Source organism: Paenibacillus sp. FSL L8-0494 (genome assembly GCF_038003695.1).
Lineage (GTDB): Bacteria > Bacillota > Bacilli > Paenibacillales > Paenibacillaceae > Paenibacillus_AQ > Paenibacillus_AQ odorifer.
This window is the reverse complement of record NZ_JBBOPQ010000001.1, coordinates 1,387,404-1,407,384: the sequence shown is the minus strand read 5'-3', so window position 1 is coordinate 1,407,384 and position 19,981 is coordinate 1,387,404. Positions and strand designations below refer to the sequence as shown.

General features: G+C 43.0%; 15 protein-coding genes. 3 read left to right on the top strand and 12 right to left on the bottom strand.

Going from position 1 to position 19,981, the window contains the following annotated elements:
• Positions 1–193 precede the first annotated feature (193 nt).
• The 5 genes from NYE35_RS06290 to cysT form a co-directional block, all read right to left on the bottom strand.
• Positions 194–979 (bottom strand): MBL fold metallo-hydrolase, encoded by a 786-nt coding sequence (locus NYE35_RS06290; RefSeq protein ID WP_076272044.1) that lies wholly within the window; start codon positions 977–979, stop codon positions 194–196.
• 139 nt (positions 980–1,118) lie between these two features.
• Positions 1,119–2,186, bottom strand: a complete 1,068-nt coding sequence (locus NYE35_RS06285) for a sulfate ABC transporter substrate-binding protein (RefSeq protein ID WP_341120425.1) — start codon at positions 2,184–2,186, stop codon at positions 1,119–1,121.
• A gap of 317 nt (positions 2,187–2,503) precedes the next feature.
• Complete coding sequence (locus NYE35_RS06280; RefSeq protein ID WP_076104838.1) at positions 2,504–3,568, bottom strand: sulfate/molybdate ABC transporter ATP-binding protein; 1,065 nt, start codon at positions 3,566–3,568, stop codon at positions 2,504–2,506.
• Between the two features lies 1 nt (position 3,569).
• Positions 3,570–4,367 (bottom strand): sulfate ABC transporter permease subunit, encoded by a 798-nt coding sequence (locus tag NYE35_RS06275; RefSeq protein WP_341120422.1) that lies wholly within the window; start codon positions 4,365–4,367, stop codon positions 3,570–3,572.
• Positions 4,364–5,179, bottom strand: a complete 816-nt coding sequence (cysT, locus tag NYE35_RS06270) for a sulfate ABC transporter permease subunit CysT (protein WP_076224698.1) — start codon at positions 5,177–5,179, stop codon at positions 4,364–4,366. The genes NYE35_RS06275 and cysT overlap by 4 nt, the downstream gene beginning before the upstream one ends.
• Positions 5,180–5,387: 208 nt before the next feature.
• Here cysT and NYE35_RS06265 point away from each other — a divergent pair, with 208 nt between their 5' ends.
• A complete protein-coding gene (locus NYE35_RS06265) occupies positions 5,388–5,789 on the top strand; it encodes a secondary thiamine-phosphate synthase enzyme YjbQ (protein ID WP_036681742.1) in 402 nt (133 codons plus the stop codon).
• A gap of 146 nt (positions 5,790–5,935) precedes the next feature.
• Here NYE35_RS06265 and NYE35_RS06260 read toward each other — a convergent pair whose 3' ends face one another.
• The 3 genes from NYE35_RS06260 to NYE35_RS06250 form a co-directional block, all read right to left on the bottom strand.
• Positions 5,936–6,517, bottom strand: coding sequence for a TetR/AcrR family transcriptional regulator (locus NYE35_RS06260; protein ID WP_036681739.1), 582 nt, complete (start codon positions 6,515–6,517; stop codon positions 5,936–5,938).
• A gap of 3 nt (positions 6,518–6,520) precedes the next feature.
• A complete protein-coding gene (locus NYE35_RS06255) occupies positions 6,521–7,153 on the bottom strand; it encodes a YigZ family protein (protein WP_341120420.1) in 633 nt (210 codons plus the stop codon).
• Positions 7,154–7,299: 146 nt separating this feature from the next.
• Complete coding sequence (locus NYE35_RS06250; protein ID WP_036681734.1) at positions 7,300–8,655, bottom strand: glucose-6-phosphate isomerase; 1,356 nt, start codon at positions 8,653–8,655, stop codon at positions 7,300–7,302.
• A 234-nt stretch (positions 8,656–8,889) separates the two neighbouring features.
• On the opposite strand from NYE35_RS06250, the gene NYE35_RS06245 reads away from it, so the two are divergent.
• Entirely contained in the window at positions 8,890–9,792 is a 903-nt protein-coding gene (locus NYE35_RS06245; protein WP_076099037.1) for an NAD(P)-dependent oxidoreductase, read from the top strand.
• 704 nt (positions 9,793–10,496) lie between these two features.
• On the opposite strand, the gene ppnP is transcribed toward NYE35_RS06245, so the two are convergent.
• Positions 10,497–10,814: a pyrimidine/purine nucleoside phosphorylase gene (ppnP, locus tag NYE35_RS06240; RefSeq protein WP_036681729.1), complete on the bottom strand. Its 318-nt coding sequence runs from the start codon at positions 10,812–10,814 to the stop codon at positions 10,497–10,499.
• Positions 10,815–10,847: 33 nt separating this feature from the next.
• On the bottom strand, positions 10,848–12,890 hold the full coding sequence (gene tkt, locus NYE35_RS06235; protein ID WP_036681727.1) for a transketolase: 2,043 nt from the start codon (positions 12,888–12,890) through the stop codon (positions 10,848–10,850).
• Positions 12,891–13,193: 303 nt separating this feature from the next.
• Between tkt and NYE35_RS06230 the strand changes: the two genes are divergently transcribed.
• On the top strand, positions 13,194–13,826 hold the full coding sequence (locus NYE35_RS06230) for a hypothetical protein (protein ID WP_036681725.1): 633 nt from the start codon (positions 13,194–13,196) through the stop codon (positions 13,824–13,826).
• 88 nt (positions 13,827–13,914) lie between these two features.
• On the opposite strand, the gene NYE35_RS06225 is transcribed toward NYE35_RS06230, so the two are convergent.
• Together NYE35_RS06225 and NYE35_RS06220 are read right to left on the bottom strand one after the other, a co-directional pair.
• Positions 13,915–17,709 (bottom strand): glycoside hydrolase family 78 protein, encoded by a 3,795-nt coding sequence (locus tag NYE35_RS06225; protein ID WP_341120416.1) that lies wholly within the window; start codon positions 17,707–17,709, stop codon positions 13,915–13,917.
• Positions 17,710–17,721: 12 nt separating this feature from the next.
• Complete coding sequence (locus NYE35_RS06220) at positions 17,722–19,980, bottom strand: PKD domain-containing protein (protein WP_094902997.1); 2,259 nt, start codon at positions 19,978–19,980, stop codon at positions 17,722–17,724.
• Position 19,981 lies beyond the last annotated feature (1 nt).

Below are 19,981 nucleotides of genomic sequence, written 5' to 3'. Positions count from 1 at the left end.
AAAGGAACATCAACAGGCTGAAGTTGCCCGAATGATGTCCCTTTTTGATTTAGTGAATATCTCAACTAAAGCGGACCACTCCATTTATTGGCTTGAAGAGTTAATTAAACAGATTCAACAAGGCGGAATATAACAGGTTTAAATAAGATCAAGAAAACTCCCTTCCAGCAAATGAAGGGAGTTTTCTTTTTACCTAAATTTCATCTGAAGATCCTAAGGGTATTCTCATCCCCGTCTCGGCCAGCGTAACATTTTCCGGTAAAATATATGATTTTCTCATATCCACATCATGCGACATATGGGTATAGATTGCCTTTTGAGGCTTCACAGTTTGCAGCAGCTCCGCAGCTTCCGTCATATCATATACAGAACGAGTGGATAACTCCGCTGCTTCGTAATAAAAGCTTGTACCTAAGACCAGCAAGTCAGCTCCATGCATCAGGCGTGTCTCTTCAGCTCCTAGAGAAATGGAATCTGGACAATACACCCATACATAGCCCTCCTTCTCCAGACGAAAAGCATACGAGTATCCATTTTTGCCATGGTTAACTTTCCAGGTATCTATTGTCCAGCCGTCTAGCTCTATGCCTTCATCACAAGGAATCATCTCGATCTGATTGCGCAGCCATGGATATTGCCGCTCAATAATCGGAATCACTTCTGCTGGGGCATAGAGCTGGCCTTTATATCCCATCCAGCGGCAGGCATCCGCCCATTCCGGCAGCCCACCAATATGGTCAAAATGAGCGTGCGTCACCAGCAGTCTGCGCATATTTCGTACTCCCTGCGCTTCCATCTGACGCCGCCAGTCAGGCCCACAATCGATCACTAAAAAGTCACTGCCATTATCTATAAGTACAGAAGAGCGCAGGCGAATATTTTCCCCCTGTTCCCTTGCCTCTGTACAGGTCTCACAGCTGCAATATACCCGAGGAACCCCCATGGCATCCCCTGTACCCAAAAACACCAACGTATCCATCTGTTATCTCTCCTTCAGGTTCTCTTCAACGAAGTAATAAATCTAAATTACCCTCTCTCTATCTTAAAGAGACCCACCAAAAAAAGCCATCCCCACCACAGAAGAACTGCTGGGATGACTCTTTTGTTATACCTCTACCTTATATTCCGGCAAGTACCTGATACCAAATTCCACGCTTGGAATAAAGTGAGCTTCGCACCTCATCCCAGCCTCCTAAATAGTTAATATCAAAGAGGCCCGCCGGATCAGGGTAATCGCTTTTGTGCTCAGCATAGACTTGTTTATCCACGGGACGAAAGCCATATTTTGCAAAGATCTCTTGTGCCTGTGGGGTTATCAAAAAATCAACCAGTGCTTCTGATGCTATGCGTGTCCCATGCTCATCCGCATATTTCTCTACAACAGCCGCCGGATTCTCAATCAGAATTGTATTTTTAGGAATAATAACTTCGTATTTGACTCCCTGGGCAATCCGCGCCAGCAGTTCGTTCTCATAGGTGACAATTACATCCCCCACTCCATACTCGAAGGCTGCCATAGAAGCGCGGCCACTTTTATCCAGAGACTCTACATTGGCATGGATACTTTCCAAAAAAGCTTTGGCTGCTGCTGGATCCTTTGCGCCCTCCTGCTCCTCTGACAGCTTAAGACCAGCCCCATAGATCGCGTTGATATCCCATTGCGCACCACCAGAGGTCTTCGGGTTGGGATATAACACTTTAATCCCCGGCTTGGCTAAGTCCGAAAAATCGCGAATGCCTTTGGGATTTCCCTCGCGGGTACCAAGAGCAACTACTGAACGTGTCACCATACCTTGTTCACCCTGCTCTTTCCATGTCGGCGTTACGAGTCCAGCCTTAACTAGCTTCTCGACATCACCTTCCATGGCTAGCAGCGTCACATCCGCTTCAAATCCACCTACAATCGCTCGTGCCTGTGTCCCTGAAGCCTCATAAGACTCCTGAAAACTAATATCCTGACCCGTATCCGCTTTCCACTTCGCAGCAAATAACGGCAAAATATCCTGCATTGCATCCTTAGCCACACTGTATGCGCCAATTACCAGCGTAACATCCCCTTGCTTCGAAGGCTCTGCCATCGTCGTAACTGCCTTCTCATCCCCGCAACCGACTGCTGTCAGCGTGAGTATGGCCAGCATTAGGGCAGCAAAACATCCGTGCAGTTGTCTGCTCCTTTTGAAATTCATTGCGGCCCACATCCTTCGAGGTAATGATTTTTAATATTTCCTTGAAAGTAGCTCTATGGCTGAAACTTAAAATTCAAGTAACCAACGTTTGGTCTTTGCCGTAATTACGTGGAATGTTTGGACTTTCGGCCGCTGTTGTTCCCAGATTTATTGATTTTATATTCTCAGCGGATTAAATCCGGAAACAAAGGCGGTCACTCCGCTCCTACAGTTCCAAACTTCCACTTCATTACTTCTTACCTTCACATCAGTTCCTCTAATCCTAGCTCATCACATTCGCTACTATCAAAAAAAATTGAAAATCATTTTATTTATTTTTAAATAAAAATCGGCATTGGATCTTCTTTCAGGTTGTTCTCCTGGATCCAGCTGCGCTCATCATTAAACAGATAAGCCCGATGTACCAGTACTGAAATTTCCTGACCCGGCTGCAAGGTTTCTTTCTCCAACGAACGGTAGGTGACCAGCTTGTGGCCATTTACTTCAACCTCAACGAGCCATTCGCTTCCGCGGAAATGCAGATGTTTCACAACACCTTTTTCCGTGGCAGAAGCCATCTTGAACTCATGCAGGTTTCCCACTTCAATATATTCAGGACGAATCAGTGCTTTGGTAGGCTTGCCGTCCCCCGCACCTGTAAAGCCTTTAACCTCAGAAGCGTTCTCAATCAGCGTAGATTCACCGATAAATGTTGCCACGAACGGTGTTTTAGGCTCCTTGTAAATATCCCACGGGGTACCCTTTTGTTCCAAGCGTCCTTGATTAATAATCATGATTTCATCCGCTACTTCAATCGCTTCATCTTGGTCATGGGTTACGAAAATAGAGGTGATACCTACACGCTCAATCAGTTCACGCAGCCAAGCGCGCAGCTCCTGGCGGATCTTCGCATCAATAGCGGCAAAAGGTTCATCTAAAAGCAGCAGCTGTGGTTCAGGCGCAAGCGCACGTGCAAAAGCCACACGCTGACGTTGTCCCCCTGATAGCTGATGCGGATAACGTTTCTCGAACCCTTTTAACCCTGTAAGCTCTACAAGTTCCATAACGCGATCGCGGATAGCTGTTTTGTTAGCCTTTTTAACCTTTAAGCCAAAAGCGATATTATCAAAAACAGTCATATGTTTGAAGAGTGCATAGTTCTGGAAGACGAAGCCGATCCCACGTTCTTGAGGAGGAAGATTGTTCACCGTCTGACCATGAAAAATAATCTCTCCGGTATCCGGTGACTCCAGTCCCGCCAGCATACGTAGAATTGAGGTTTTCCCGCCTCCACTTGGGCCGAGCAAACCAATCAGGTGACCTTTTGTAATGGTGAAATTGACGTCCTTGACCGCATGAAAATCTCCAAAATGCTTGTTTAACCCCCGCACTTCTACATGCATATTACTGCACTTCCTTTCTTCTCTTGGTCCATTCCATCAACAGCAGCAGACCTGCGGAAAATGCAGCCAGAACTAGCGCTATTCCTCCAGCAGCCGTCACATTAAAATTCTCAACATCCTGATAGACTAAAGTTGTCGCCGTCTGAGTTTTGTTCATAATGTTCCCCGAAACTACGAGCACCGCGCCGAACTCTCCAAGTGAACGTGCCACCGTAAGAATGACACCATACACAACCGCCCAACGAATCGAAGGCCAAGTTACCTTCCAAAAAATAGTCCAGCTACGAGCGCCCAATGTCGAAGCCGCTTCCTCCTGCTGTGAACCAATCTCCTGAAGCACCGGCATCACCTCGCGCACCATTAAAGGAAAGGTAACAAATAAAGTGGCAATGATCAATCCGGGAATCGCATAAACGATCTTTAGTCCAATCCCCTCAAAAATCGCCCCCAAGGTACTATCGGGACCCAGCAACAGGACAATCATCAATCCTCCGATTACAGGAGATACTGCGTAAGGCAAATCTACAATACTGTTCAATAATCCTTTTAGACGCTTGCCGATCCAGTTCGCCCGAACAAGATACAGAGCCATCATAATACCGAACAATGTATTTAATAACGTAACTACTATCACAACAAGCCCAGTCATCATTAGCGCATGCAGCGCTTCGGGCCTAGTCAGTGCATTCCAGAATCCACCAAATCCTTCACTAAAAGCACCCATAGCCATTTTTCCTAATGGAGCAGCAATCAGCAGAAAAAACACTAAATAAGTAAGAGCAATCCATAATTTCCTCATGAGCGTCTCCCCCGCATCTGCAGCATATTAATCAGCCAAAGAATGAGAAAGGATAAAGTCAAGAGAATAACAGAAACCGCAGCGGCGGAGACCGGATTATCACTTTCAACTTCACCAAAAATAAAAACAGAAGATACAAGCGTACGGCCCGGAATATTCCCCGCGACGAGTACCACTGCACCAAATTCCGCAAGCGCTCTTGAAAATGCGAGCATCCCACCACTGATCATCCCAGGCGCCATAGATGGAAGAATAACTTGCCAGAATACCCTTGCCCCCTTGGCACCCATTGTATATGCTGCTTCCTCTTCGGATGGATCCAACTCCTCCAGCAAGGGCTGAACCGCTCGAATCACGAATGGAAACGTCACGAACACCATAGCAATTACGATAGCCGGTTGATGAAAAACAATTTCAAATCCAAGCGCCTCAACTGCTTTGCCGATAAGACTACCTGGTCCAAGCAGTAGTAGAATCATCAAACCTCCGACAGCTGTTGGAAGTGCAAAAGGTAAATCGACCAGACTGTTTAGCAGCGCTTTACCAGCAAATTGATAACGAATAAGGACCCAAGCAATCATAGTTCCTAAGAAGACATTAATTAAAGTAGCGATAATCGCCAGCTTTAAGGTTAACAGCACCGACTTCCAAGCAATTGGATCGCTGACGCTTTCCACAAAATTGCCAAAACCAAGAGAAAAAGAGTTGTAATAGACCCCGAGTATGGGCAACACGATCAATACTACAAAATAGAGCAAAATTGTAGTTCGGAAACCCCAAGTCCAGCCTTTGTGTCTAAGCAGCGAATTCAATGATTTTTGCCCTCCCACCTCCGGATAACCGGTCGGTATACTAACCAAAATCCTCATTAATTATTCCTATTTATATACTTGGTTTTATATTATTACTACTTTACCAAATCCTTCTCACCGCCGTCAATTACTTTCAAGTGAATTTGGGTTAAAATATATGTATCAAAGGTATACTAAAAAATGGCACCTCACAGGAAGGGGAATGATTATGTTGCATACTCTGGAGATCACTACTACAAAGCGGGATGAATTACGTGATATTACTCGGGAAGTCATTTCTTATGTAAAAAAAAGTGGAATTCAAGACGGATTAATTGTAGTTTATTGTCCTCACACCACTGCTGGTATTGCTATTAATGAAAATGCGGATCCTGATGTGAAGCATGATGTTCTGATGCGTCTGGATGAGGTCTACCCTTGGGAGCATCCGAAGTATCGGCATGCGGAAGGCAATACTGCCTCTCATCTTAAATCTATTACTACCGGGCCTTCCCAGACCCTGATCATCCACGAAGGTGAATTAATTCTCGGTCGTTGGCAAGGTATTTATTTCTGTGAGTTCGATGGACCTAGACGCCGGCAATGTTTCTTAAAAATAGTAGAGGGATAATAAACATACAAATGGCCGCTTCCGTTATCGCTACGGAGCGGCCATTTAGACTATAACTAGAGTCTAGTAATACTTTCATCAAGCAGAGAAGCAGTGTTATACCAATGCACAGCTTTAAAGTGAAGATCTATAAAAAAAACAGCATGTTAAAGGCTGCGACATAAAACCTTTATATGAGCTAACGCTGCCTCTTTCACATCGTCAAACGATACTTTATCCTGGATATAATAAGAAATAAATCCGTGTGCAGACAAGAACATTGTTAACGGCACATTCTGCCAGTCCTCAGACACATATCCCTCTTCCTTCATATGACGGCGTACAATACTTGAGAATAAATCAAAACATCGTCCCTGTTCTGCTCTACAATAAGCTAGCAATTCCTCATCGCGAATCATGAACATAATTTCATATTGATAGGGATGATCTATTCCAAATCTAATAAATTCCATAATCAGCTGTTCTACCCTTGTCATTCCTTCTTCAGGCGGTTTATTCATTACTTGGCTGAGTAAAGCAGCCACATGATTAAAATCCTCTACAACAATAGCGTAGAACAACTCCGCCTTTTCCTTGAAATGATAATAGAGAGAGCCGTGGCTATATCCCAAATGCTGACCAATACTTCGCATTGAAATTGCCCGATACCCTTTGGTTATAAATAGATGCCTAGCGGCCTCTAGAATCCTTTCCCTCGACAACTCCTGCTCCACTGCTCTCCTTGCCATATACTAATCCCCTTCGCTGTAGTAAATCCGCCGCCCTTCTGTTATCAGGGCTTGCCCTTGGGTTAGATCTGTTATCCATGCCATAAAAGTCTCACCCTCATCATTTCGCGGCAAACATAACAACGTTACTTTGTCGGTGAACAAAGTCTCGCCAGTCTGAATCCCTCTTCCTCGAAGTTCGTTCTCAACCTTGCCCAGCCAAGTGTACTCGATCTCTACGAATACCTCTCGTCTCAGTACACGGGTGATTACTTCTCCTGCTTCAAGCGCAAGCACTGCTCCATCCGTATAAGCTCTAATCAGCCCACCGGCACCCAGCATAATGCCTCCGAAATAACGGGTAACTACGATTGCGACATTTTTAACTCCCTGATTGCGGATTACTTCCAAAATCGGTTTGCCGGCTGTACCACTCGGCTCCCCGTCGTCCGATTGCCTCTGGATTTCGTCTCTCTCCCCAATCACATAAGCAGAACAGTTATGCGTTGCGTTCCAATGTTTCTTCTTGATGTCCTCGATAAACAACAAAGCTTCTTCTTCATTCTCCACTGGCATAACATGACCAATGAAGCGAGATTTGCGGATCACAACTTCCTTTGAGCCGGAAGAGCGGACCGTTTGATAGTGTTCTAACATAATTATTCCAGTCCTTATTTACATATGATGTCTTCATATAATGTCAGGAGCAGTCCCGGTATTGGATTACCTATGGACTGCTCCTGGTGACTTACATTAGTATGAATGTTCTGTGATTAATAGCCATTGTAAAACCTACTGCAATACTATTCAGTAAGTCTTGCTTCCAGCTCTGCTTTTTCTTTTTCGTAACCTGGTTTGCCAAGCAATGCGAACATGTTTTTCTTGTATGCTTCTACGCCTGGTTGGTCAAATGGGTTAACACCGAGCAAGTATCCGCTGATACCGCAGGCTTTTTCAAAGAAGTACACCAAATATCCAAAGGTGTATGGTGTTTGATCAGGAATAGTAACGATAAGGTTAGGTACTTGACCATCTGTATGTGCAAGCATTGTACCTTGGAAAGCTTTCTTATTCACGAAATCCATAGTCTTACCTGTTAAGAAGTTCAAGCCGTCCAGATCATCCGGATCATTCTCAATCGTAACATGATGAGCTACTTGATCTACTTGGATAACCGTTTCAAAAATGTTGCGGTTACCTTCTTGGATAAATTGACCCATGGAGTGTAGATCTGTGGAGAAATCAACGGAAGAAGGATAAATTCCTTTGAAGTCCTTACCTTCACTTTCGCCAAACAATTGTTTCCACCACTCAGATACAAAGTGTAAGGAAGGCTCATAGTTGACGAGGATTTCAGTTGTTTTACCTTTACGGTATAGAGCGTTACGAACTGCAGCATATTGATAAGCTTGGTTAGTAGCTACATCTGGATTGTTGAACTCATCCGCAGCGGCAGCAGCACCTTGCATCATTTCTTCAATGTTAATGCCAGCTACAGCAATCGGCAGCAAGCCTACAGGTGTCAATACGGAGTAACGTCCGCCTACATCGTCTGGAATGATGAAGGATTCATAACCTTCTTCAGTTGCCAATTTCTTAAGGGCACCTTTTTCCTTGTCTGTAGTAGCGTAAATGCGTTTACGAGCTTCTTCCTTGCCGTATTTCTTCTCCAGCGCAGCGCGGAAAATGCGGAAAGCAATTGCTGGCTCAGTAGTAGTTCCTGATTTGGAGATTACGTTCACGGAGAAGTCTTTGCCTTCTACTAGATCAAGCAGATGCGTGATGTATGTAGAGCTAATGTTATTACCAGCGAAATAAACTTCTGGAGTTTTGCGTTTATCTTTAGAAAGGTTATTGTAGAAAGAATGCGATAGCGCCTCAATAGCTGCGCGTGCTCCCAGATAAGAACCTCCGATACCAATTACAATCAGCACCTCGGAATCGCTTTGGATCTTCTTAGCAGCTTGTTGAATGCGAGCAAATTCTTCCTTATCGTAAGCTGTCGGCAGATCGATCCATCCAAGGTAGTCAGAACCTACACCAGTCTTGTTATGCAACTGTTCGTGTGCTAGCTTAACTGGGGCGGCAAGGTTGTCGATTTCTTGTTGGTTAAAAAACGAAAGAGCTTTTGTGTAGTCAAAATTAATCTTCTTAGACATCGGTAATGGTAACCTCCTGTTTATCTCTTTAAATTTAAAACCGTTTGTTACAACTTTATAATTAGGATACTTTAATTTGCCTTGACTGGCAAGGTCTTAGGGCACATAGAGGGCATTAGAACCAAGTTTTTCAAAGTTCCTTGGAAGCGTTTCCTGTATCAAAAGACATAGGTGTGCTGTGGTGCTGGACAAAGTGCCGTGATAGAATAAAGAAAACGGAAGGTGGCTATATAAATGAAACAAATCGGTTTTATCGGACTCGGAACAATGGGTGCGCCTATGGCCTCCAATTTACTACGTGGCGGCTTTCAGGTTACGGTATACAACCGTACGGCAGCCAAATGTAAACCTCTTGAAGCAGAAGGTGCCCAGACTGCTCTCACGCCCCGCGAAGCGGCTGAGGGTAAGGATGTTATTATTACCATGATCAGCAATGATGATTCGGTTCGTGAAGTGTTTTATGGTCAAGATGGTATTCTTGATGCTGTGAAGCCCGGTGGACTAATTATTGATTCCAGCACAATTTCACCGGGACTGGTTCGCGAAATTGCCGCCGCTGTAGAAGCTCGTGGTGGACATTTCCTAGACGCTCCAGTAACTGGAAGCAAACCAGCAGCGATTGAAGGAACCTTAGTGTTCATGGTCGGCGGTAGTGCTGAGGTCATAGAACAACATCGTGATATCTTTGATACTTTGGGTAAGAAGCTGCTACATATGGGTGAGAACGGCAGCGGCGCTGTAGCCAAGCTGGCTCACAATGCTATGGTCGGCATTCATAATGTTGCCCTAGCCGAAGGGTTCGCCATTGCCGTTAAATCAGGCGTACCTGCAGACAAGTTCTTGGAACTGGTACAACTTGGTTCAGCGGGCAGCAAACAAGCTGAGCTTAAAGGACGTAAAATCATAGAAGATGATTTCAGCAATCAATTCTCCCTCGCTCTAATGCTTAAGGATTTGAAGCTTGCCTCTGCCCATAGCGATTCAACAGGCGTTCCTTCTCCTATGCTGGGCTTGGCTAAAAGCATGTTCCAAGCTGGATTCACCCAAGGTTATGGTGAAGAAGATCTTTCTGCCGTAGTGAAATGTTACGAAGAGTGGATCGGCCAAAAGATGGGTGCAAATGTATCCGATAAATAAATTCAAGAACTCAATACCTACTTCATAAGAACATTTACGACCGCCCCGCACATGATATTGCGATGCGGTCTTTTCTTTATGGACAATCCCATTGTCAAACCAAATATACGAACGTTTGTTTGTATATTTACAATACCAAATTAACTGTTTTAGTGCAAGAAAATATTGGTTGCTGTGGAGTTACTCATAACGTTGTGGCGGTGTTGGTGGGATAGTTACTAAGAAGGTCGCGAAGTACTGGTTAGTCGCAAAAAGTTACTGAATTAGTGGTGAAATGCTGGTTAGTTACTGGTTAGGCTAGTTAGTCGCTGGCTATCGGACTCCATAGTCGTTATTGGCATAAAAAATGCCAATTATGAGGCTGTTTCTATGGAATAGCTGCACTGGAGTCCGAAAGCTTGCTCCAAAGGCTATAAATTTGCTAATAGCGTCATCTGGGTCCTTAAGTGGTAGGAATGGTGCTGACCCAGTGTTAAATTAGTGTTGCTCCAGTGTTAGCGTCATCTGCGTCCTTAAGCTCCAAAAGAGAATGGTGAATACATAATTGAACATCAAGCAATCACCAGCCACAACAAAAAGCAGCGATCCTCCAATAACGGGAGAACCGCTGCTTTGCTGACTTCTACGATTTTTAAAGTGTATCCGGGTCGTCTCACTCAATGAAAAAAGCTACTTATAGGACAACCCTTAGAAAAGTCTGTTTTCTATAGAACCGGGTAAGAACAGCAATAATCAGTTACTTCAAATACTTCCAACGCAAATTTAGAGTTGCCAGGAACATTGAACGTTGACGCTCCCTTAATCTCCTGCCATACCTCAGTGCCGGGAAGCAGCACTTTAAGATCGCCGGACAGAATCTCCATAATTTCAGGACCATCTGTACCAAATTCATACACACCCGGCAACATGATGCCCAGTGTCACCTTAGATCCATCTTGCAAAATTACCGTACGGCTGGTTACTTGTCCGCCATAATATACATTGGCTGCTTTTTCGATCGTTGCGTTGTTAAACTGACTCATTACTTGTTCTCCCCCTAATGATTATTCAGTTAATTACAGAAGTGCTTTCACACGGCTAACTACGTTCTCTACAGTAAAGCCGTATTCTTTCATAACTCTATCGCCAGGGGCGGAAGCTCCGAAAGTAGTGATGCCTAGGATATCGCCTTGGTCACCAGTGTAACGTTCCCAGCCGAAGGTTTGTGCCATTTCGATAGCAAGACGAGCTTTGACTCCTGGAAGAATTACGGAATCGCGATATTCTTTGTCTTGTTTTTCGAACAGATCCCAGCTTGGCAAGCTGATTACACGAACATCGATGCCTTCTTCTGCCAAAGCAGCTTGCGCTTTAACTGCCAACTGTACTTCAGAACCAGTTGCGATAAGTTGTGCTTGTGGAGTGCCATTTTTGGAATCAGAGACAACATAACCACCACGTTTGATGTTTTCACGAACGCCATCTACGGTTCCAGCAAGAATTGGCAAGTTTTGACGGGTCAGAACCAAAGCAACCGGATTCTCTTTGTTTTCCATAGCATAAGCCCATGCTGCAGAAGTTTCGTTAGCATCAGCCGGACGAATAACAGTTAGACCTGGGATGATACGCAGGGAAGCCAATTGTTCGATTGGTTCATGCGTAGGACCATCTTCACCAACTGCAATACTGTCATGTGTCAGTACATAGGTTACTGGCAATTTCATGATCGAAGCCAAACGAATTGCTGGACGCAGGTAGTCAGTGAATACGAAGAATGTTCCTCCGAATACTTTAAGACCAGTGTGCAGAGCAATACCGTTCATTGCAGCAGCCATACCAAACTCACGTACGCCGAAATAAATGTTGCGGCCATCATAAGATTCTGGTGTGAAAGATGTCAAACCATTCAAATGCGTCATAGTGGAGCTTTCCAAGTCAGCGGAACCACCCACTAGCTGAGGAACGCCAGCAGTCAGACCGTTAAGCGCACTACCGGAAGCGACACGAGTCGATACTGCTTTATCTTCAGTAGTGTAAGTTGGAAGGTTAGCATCCCAGCCTTCTGGAAGATCGCCATTGATTACTGTTTCGAATTGTGCAGCAAGCTCTGGATATGCTTTTTTGTAAGCTGCAAATTTATCGTCCCAAGCTTTGTTAGCTGCGATTCCGTTTTTCTTCACTTCTGCAAAATGTGCACGAACTTCGTCAGGCACATAGAAATCTTCTTCGTATACCCATTTGTAGAAATCTTTGGTCAGCTTAGCTTCTTCTGCTCCAAGTGGAGAACCGTGAGTACCGCCATGGCCGCCTTTACCTTGTTTGTTAGGGCTACCATAACCAATAACTGTTTTCACTTCGATCAAAGTCGGTTTGCTAGTCTCAGCTTGCGCCTCAGCAATAGCTTTTTCAATAGCCGGAAGGTCATTTCCGTCTTCTACACGCAGAACTTGCCAACCATAAGCATCAAAACGTTGAGCTACATTTTCGGAGAAAGAAAGATTCAATTTACCATCAAGGGAAATATCATTTGAATCATACAATACAACCAATTTTCCGAGTTTCAAATGACCCGCAAGAGAAGCGGACTCAGAAGAGATCCCTTCCATAAGGTCACCATCACCACAAATAGCATAAGTATAGTGGTCAACTACGTTATGTCCTTCTTTGTTGTAGGTTGCGCCCAATTGAGCTTCGGCCATAGCCATACCAACGGCCATACCAATACCTTGTCCAAGCGGACCTGTAGTTGCATCAACACCAGCTGTGTGACCAACTTCCGGGTGACCAGGAGTCAAGCTACCCCATTGACGGAATTGTTTCAATTCTTCCATAGGAAGATCATAGCCACTAAGGTGCAGCAAGCTGTACAGAAGCATGGAACCATGTCCAGCGGACAATACAAAACGATCGCGGTTTACCCATGTTGGATGATCAGGGTTATGATTCATTGTTTTTGCAAACAGTTGGTAGCCCATTGGTGCAGAACCCATTGGCATACCTGGATGGCCGGAATTCGCTTTTTCGATAGCATCAATAGCCAACGTACGAATAGTTGTGATAGACAAGTTATCTACTGTTGAGTTTTCTTCCTTCTGGATCGCTTGTTCTTGTTCACTCATTTAATAGTTCCTCCTCTGAAATCTCAAGAATGTCATTTTGACTCTTATTGTATCACTAGTGTGGAAGCAATTCCAATTGTTTTTAAAAACTCTTTGTTTGACAGCTTATGTTTTGCAATATCTACGCATTTATATACGCAAAAGTAACTATGTCATGAGACGGGTTTTTACTTAGCCTATGGTCTAGTTTTCTATTGCGACTAAAGTTTGTTTTACAATGCTCGAATATAAAGTAAGATGGAGTTACTCAAGTAAAATTTTCATTCATTATCCAATATCTCCAAGTGGAAAGGAATTCTGAACATGACTTCGAAAAAGGATGTTTATATTGTGCTTACCGGTACAGGTACAGCCTTCAGTGGTTTCATTAAGTGGTTTACAAAAGCTGATCTGAACCATGCTTCGATCGCCTTTGATAGTGAACTACGTGAGGTGTACAGCTTCGGAAGAAAAAAAATGCACAATCCATTCGTCGCGGGTCTGATTCAAGAAAATTTCATTCACCCTTTTTATAGCAGCGCAAATTGCTCTATTTATCAGTTACGTGTTAGTGCCACGGAATACGATGCCATGTACAATCATGTCCAAGGGATGATGAAAAATCAGGAACGTTATAAATACCATCTTTTAGGCCTGATCGGCGTACTTCTAAATGTTAAAATAGATCGAGAGAACGCTTATTTCTGCTCTCATTTTGTTGCTTCCTTATTTGAAAATACCGCAGTTCAGCCTGTGAATAAGCCTTCCTGCTTTGTTACCCCGGAGGATTTCGCTCTTTCACTCTGTTCCCATAAAATATTCAGCGGCAAGTTATCCTATTATGTGCGTAGAGCTCAAAGAGCCTCTGCGCGTTCGACGAATATACCTTTACATACACCTTCCGTTGCGACAAGAATGATGAGAATGAATGAAGAACGGACTGAAGGAGTTATATAAGTTGTTGCTCGTAAAAAAAGGGCTATGCGGATCGTATTTCCGCGTAGCCCTTTTTAGATGAAAAAAGGATAAAGTCGTAGATATATCATTACTTCACACGATGGTTCCGAAAATATTCGGACCAATCGCCAGCGATCACAACAGTAACTGTATCTATTTTGGTATTGTACTCATTCTTAGCTGTGAAGGTAAATTTCACTGGACCATCGGGAAGTTTCACAAATGCTGGATCATATAATTCGCCTGTCCACAAGGTTTTGTCACTGTTCGTGGGATTTAGTTGCGTAGAATAACCTCCCGTCATCGTTACCTCAACAGTATCAGGTAGACCGGTTGCTATCCCTTGCAATATAAATCGCTCACCTGCCCAAAACACATTGTAGCCTCTTGGACTCTCCTCATTACCGCTCTTGTTCAAATTGTAGCCTTTACGGTTGTTATTCCATTCCTCTGTGTGCTGGACCCCACCTTTAATACTCAGCAGATTAACCATGAAATATTTACGCGCTGAGATATTACTCCAGTTATAACCATCAAAAGCTTCCACTTCCACGGCATATTTTTCGTTCTCAACCAATATTCCCGCGGGCACTTGCCACTGTTTGGCACTTGAATTTTGTTCGCCAGATTGAACCTTAACCATCCCTGTCGCCAAGTTGATAATTTGTACCTTATACCGCTGTTGTTCATCTCCATCCTCATCTTGATAATCCCACTTGATGATTGGTGTAAGCGTACTTGCGATCATAGGCTTACTTGAGTCAGTACTTGTTGGGTACGTTATCGTTACGGTCGGTTTACGGTTGGCTACGGTGATAATCAGAGATATCTCTCGATACAGTCCTAGAGAATCCGTAACGGTCTGTTTCAAGGTGAAGACGCCATTTGAGGTGAATTTCTTCGTAAATTCAGCTTGAGTACTAGCCAATCCGTACGTCCCGTTGGATGATTTCAAATCATACTTATAGCTGATCGTATCTCCTTTTGGAATGTCTGGATCCGTCGCTTTGCTCTTGATATTAAGAAGATCCGTCCGATAAATCGGCTCTTTGGCAGCATCTCTACCTGTATCCGTGATTAATGTGAATCCAGGCTGCGGCGGATTGTCGATGATAAACGTTTTTTCGTTAGATATTTCTGACCAGGATAACTTGGAATAAGCCCGCCCATATACAGTGAAGTATTCAAATCGATTGAATGTATGGTTAGGGAGTTGATATTGCCGCAGCTGACCTGTGGTGTCAAGGTTCTCAACTGTCTTAACTAAGAGTCCGTCTTTTGAAAAAAATTCTAAACGGTACTTCTCCTGCCGATCACTCTCTGGATCTGTATAATTCCATTTAATTAATGGATCTCCTTGTATTTCGGCATCTATTACGGATGGATTGGTTCCGGTTCCCGATGGGGTTATCAATGTCATCGAGGGCGCTAGATTCTTAGTAACATTCACCTTCAACGTAGCTATATTAGACTTATCACCGATCTGATCGATAACCCAGTGTTCCAATGTATAGATACCGGACTCAGGAAAATTAACATCAATATTAGGAGTTCGAAACCATTGCGTAATGCCATCACTATCTGTTACTTTCCAGAAGTATTGCAGACTAGCGAGATCTGAGGGATCTCCATCCTCATCAAAAGATGTATATTGTCGGGTATCATATTGGAATACTGCCGATGGACCTTTAATAGCAGCTGTTGGAACATGATTTTTAACAGTAAATACACGTGTTGCATTGGAACATAAAGCTCCAATACTTGAGGGATTAGGTACGTCTGTTGCTTTAAGGCGCATTTCCCATCCTTCTGATATAGCCTGTTGCGGTGAAATTCCGTTTCCAGCAATAAGATCTCGTATCGTCAAAGATTGGTTCCGGTTACTGCCAACATAATAATAAGGACTATTGTTGAGTTTGGCGTACCATAAATAAGCAAGCGAATCTCCATCTTCATCAGGATCTGGTGTTAGATTATCCATTGTAATTACAGTATCTCGATATACTTCAGCTGGCATGTTAAATGCTGCTGCGGGTGGGTGATTAATCACCTGGACATTTTGGTGATACCAATCTGACCATAAACCTCGGTTGTCATGCACTTGTAAACTAATTTGATAATTACCGATTCCAAAAGCTGCGATATTAGGTGGCGTTGTAGCTCCACCCCAATGCTCCCAAACTTTGTTCCAACCATCTTTGATAACCGTCCAGTAATACATATCTAATGGATCATTATCCGGATCAAACGATTTGTCTGTTATGGTAGTAGCTTTGCGATAGGAAACAATATTAGGATCAACAGTAAATAGCGCTACGGGAGGTAGATTACCTGCAGCCCCCACCGTCCTTACACACCAGTCGCTCCAGACCCCTAACCCATTTTCGCCATCGACATCACGTACTCTAAGGCGTATGTCATATTGTCCAGAACTCGGTAATTGAGCTGGCGGTTGACCATCTGTCCATATTTCAGAATCAGTTTTTTTATACTGCCATTGCCAAGCTATAAGTCCCTTATTAACAGCCATGATGTGGTCCAAATCGTAGGAACTATCTGTTAGCTGAAGAGATCCCCACGCCAGTTTGGCAGCAAACAATGCAATGGGCTTCCGATGAACATGATAGGTCATTGAGGATAAATTATCTCGACTCCATAAACGATAGTTATCGAATCGGTCATCGTTTTTAGGATTATCTCGTGCTTGAAAGGTTGCGTTATAGAGTCCGCTATATGGAAAGGAGGTATACCTTTCTGAACGCCATAACCCACTATCCGAAATGATACCCATCGAATTATCGAAGAAATACGGGTTATGATCGTATCTATAGCGTTCTTGATATTTAAAATCTCCTTCATAGTCCTTGTATGTGGTTGATATGTCTATAGGAGTGTTGATCAATATAAAGGATTTATTCCTAAGCCTATAGGATACATTAACGACCAACGATTTCTCATCCTTATAATTATAAGGATCCACAACCTTGATAATGATATTGTGCTGTCCAGGAGGAATTCCGTCTGCCAAAACATCTATTGGGATGGAAACCCATTTATTATTTAATGCCTGTTGGATATTGACTTGTTTATAGAACACATTAGGGATTTCAGCACTAACGACTAGATCATTATTGTCCACATCTCGAACATATCCCTCGATGTTCATACCACTGAATCCTGGCTCATTCAGTAGCTGCTGCTCGCTTGGTGTAGTCACTGTGAGCGTAGGTGCTGAATTTATTATTAGAGGTATGTTATCCCAATCATAATATACGTTGTTATGCCAACCATTCATCCATTCGTTAGGTTGGTGTTGCGCATCACTTGCTCTTAGTGCGACTTTAAGAGCTTTTGGAATTCCATACTTCGTTGGATAAGCATAACTTTCATAAAAAGCGGTCGTATTTCTGTCAAGGTTAAACTGAAGACTATCCGAACTTTTCACAGGTGGCATTTCTTCAATTCTCCATGAGGCATCAGTAGCATAATCAGTATTACCACTTCCATCTGTCCTGTACATATAACTGTAAATATTAAGAAATCTAGTACGCTGCGTATCATAGTACCAATTAATATCCCCTGATGTTAAAACTACAGGCGCATCAGGTACATAATCGTAGCGCAGTATTCTTGTTGTTAGATTAAAAGTAATATTGGTTAGGGTCATAGCAGGCATATTCAAATTCAAAGATCCTATATTCCCCATAGCAGGCTCCCAAGGAGTTGTTTTATTAAATCCTTCAAGACGAATATCCATAAAATTGACGATATTTGGGTCACCTGCCGCCTCTACCTTAACACTCCCCGAATAAAATTCAGGGAATGAAAGAAGTAGTAATACAAGGGCCATAAACGTTGAAATTGTTTTTTTTAATTTCCGCATCTCTAATCCTCTCTACCATGACCAATCGACATCAGGTGCTTGATTTTTAACCGTAAAGATTCGTTCGATTACATTTTGTGTAGCTTCCGAATCTATGGATTGCCGATCAGCCTGCGTCACAAACTCAGCAATAGTCGGCTGACCAAACTCTTCAAATACAGTTAGTCTTACTTCGTATTTCCCGACTTCCTTTACCTTGAGATTCAAACGATCTAAATTCTCATTGCTAAAAATAGCCCATGGCTCACCTGTAAAACTACCGTTGTTATCTGAATCATAGCGGTATTCCCAAAGCCTACTAACCACAATATCTTGATCTGGAGAGTAAGACATATCATCTATTGATATGGTCGCTTGATTACCATCTGAAGGATTACGATACGCAGTTCCAGCCATCGTAAAGTACGCAAAAGGTTTCTGGTCTGGTGCTATATCAAAAGTTGTTTCGTTTCTCGCAGTTAGTCCTAATGTATTCTCCACAAAAATGGTTGCTTTATATTTCCCTGGCTTCTTGAATAGCACATCTTTGCTATATACTCCGTTCAGGGATCCGCTATATTTAATATCAGAATTCGTTCCACCTGATACGGCTGTGATGGTGATTTTAGTCTTAGCATCTACTAACGGATAGTGAGTCGGGCTACTAACGTAACTTTGTATGATAACCTTTCGATTTTGCTTTAATGTACCATCTACCCTGATAGATGCATCTGGTTTTGGCTCGATGACATTAATCTCAGTGCTAGTACTTCCAGTCATTTTGTCATCGTCCATTACAGTCAAAGCAAGTGTTTGTTCCCCCAAATGGTCTTTATCATACCAAAGCGTTCCCCTTGGCAAAGTGCTCAATTCTCCCTTAGCATTAGGGGTATCCCAAAAGTAATCCGTAATATAACCATCGGGGTCATACGACCCTGCTGCACTGGCTACAAACTCTTGTCCTGCTTTTACAGTTTTCGGTGCATTTATAAGAGCTACTGGAGGTTTTAACTCTCTCGGTAGTTCTGGCGGTGATGTAGGACCTGGAAACCCTCCTCCCGGAGGATCTGAAGTTGTATACACTCCTGCTTTGACCGTAAAAGATTCTTTTAACGAGTCGAACTTACTTCTTTTGGTCACGACTTCATTCTTAAATCTCACTACTATACTTAGTTCGTACTCTTGACTGTAGTTACTTTTACCTGCCACTTTCTCCTTCGGAATTTCAAACTTGAAAGTTTCGTTTGCTGTTAGAGTTTTGGTATACACCTTTTTTGTCTGGAGCGAGCCTTCATTACCTTTCTCTTTGGCATAAAAAATCCACTCTGAAATGTTCGAAGTATCTTTATAGGATAGCAATTCGCCCTTCAAAGCGATTTTAACTGGCACGTTCTTATTATCAAACTTAATTGGGTTTGGATTAGGTTGTTCTATAATTGCGGAGCCTGTGAGTGTAGCTTCATCTGGGAGACCGTATTCAAAGCTGACTGTTCCCCCGTAGCTGTAGGTGGTTACTTTGGCGTCTGCGGTGTAATAATATTCTGCGAATGCTAGATATCTTCGTCCTTCTGCCTTTCCAGTTAAACCATCATTATTTTCAGGATCCCATGGGACGCCCTTAGGAATCGAATAGTTTATAATTACTCTTCCATTTTTAAATTTTGGATCTTGGGCATATGAGGGTTTACCCGTGTATTTAGGTTCTATAGTAGATTGAATAATGTCTTGAGATTCAATAATCTCAGTTTTAGATCCGTTATACCATTTTAGATATTCTTTTTCTTGATAGGGACCTGCAGTTACTGAGGTTACAGGTGGATTCTTGGAGGGATATCCATCCTCTGCATGCTTATCATATGTCGACATACTATCTTTTTTTTCACTGTACTCATTAATTTGCCATCTTCTACCGTCTGAGTATAACCAAATTGAATTGTAGATTATAGTCTTATACAGTGCTTCATACGAAGCTCTATACCCCTGCACACCTTTAATATATTTTTGATTAGAGACTCCCTTTAACGTAACTTTAATCTTCCCGTTCTCCAAAGATAGGCTTGTTTTTTCGTTAGATCCACTGTATTTTAAAGTACCTGTCTTGACTGATGAACTAGACACTCCACTAGGAAATTCTAAATAAAAATCTTTAGCTGCATTGTTTGACCCTTGCAAACCTGTGGTAATAGGAACAGCAATCGAGGTCAATTTCGTCTCAGCTGCTTGTACTGAAGTAAGTGTCATAAGCTGAAAGAGCAATAAAAAACATAGACATGAGATGATTATTTTTTTCATT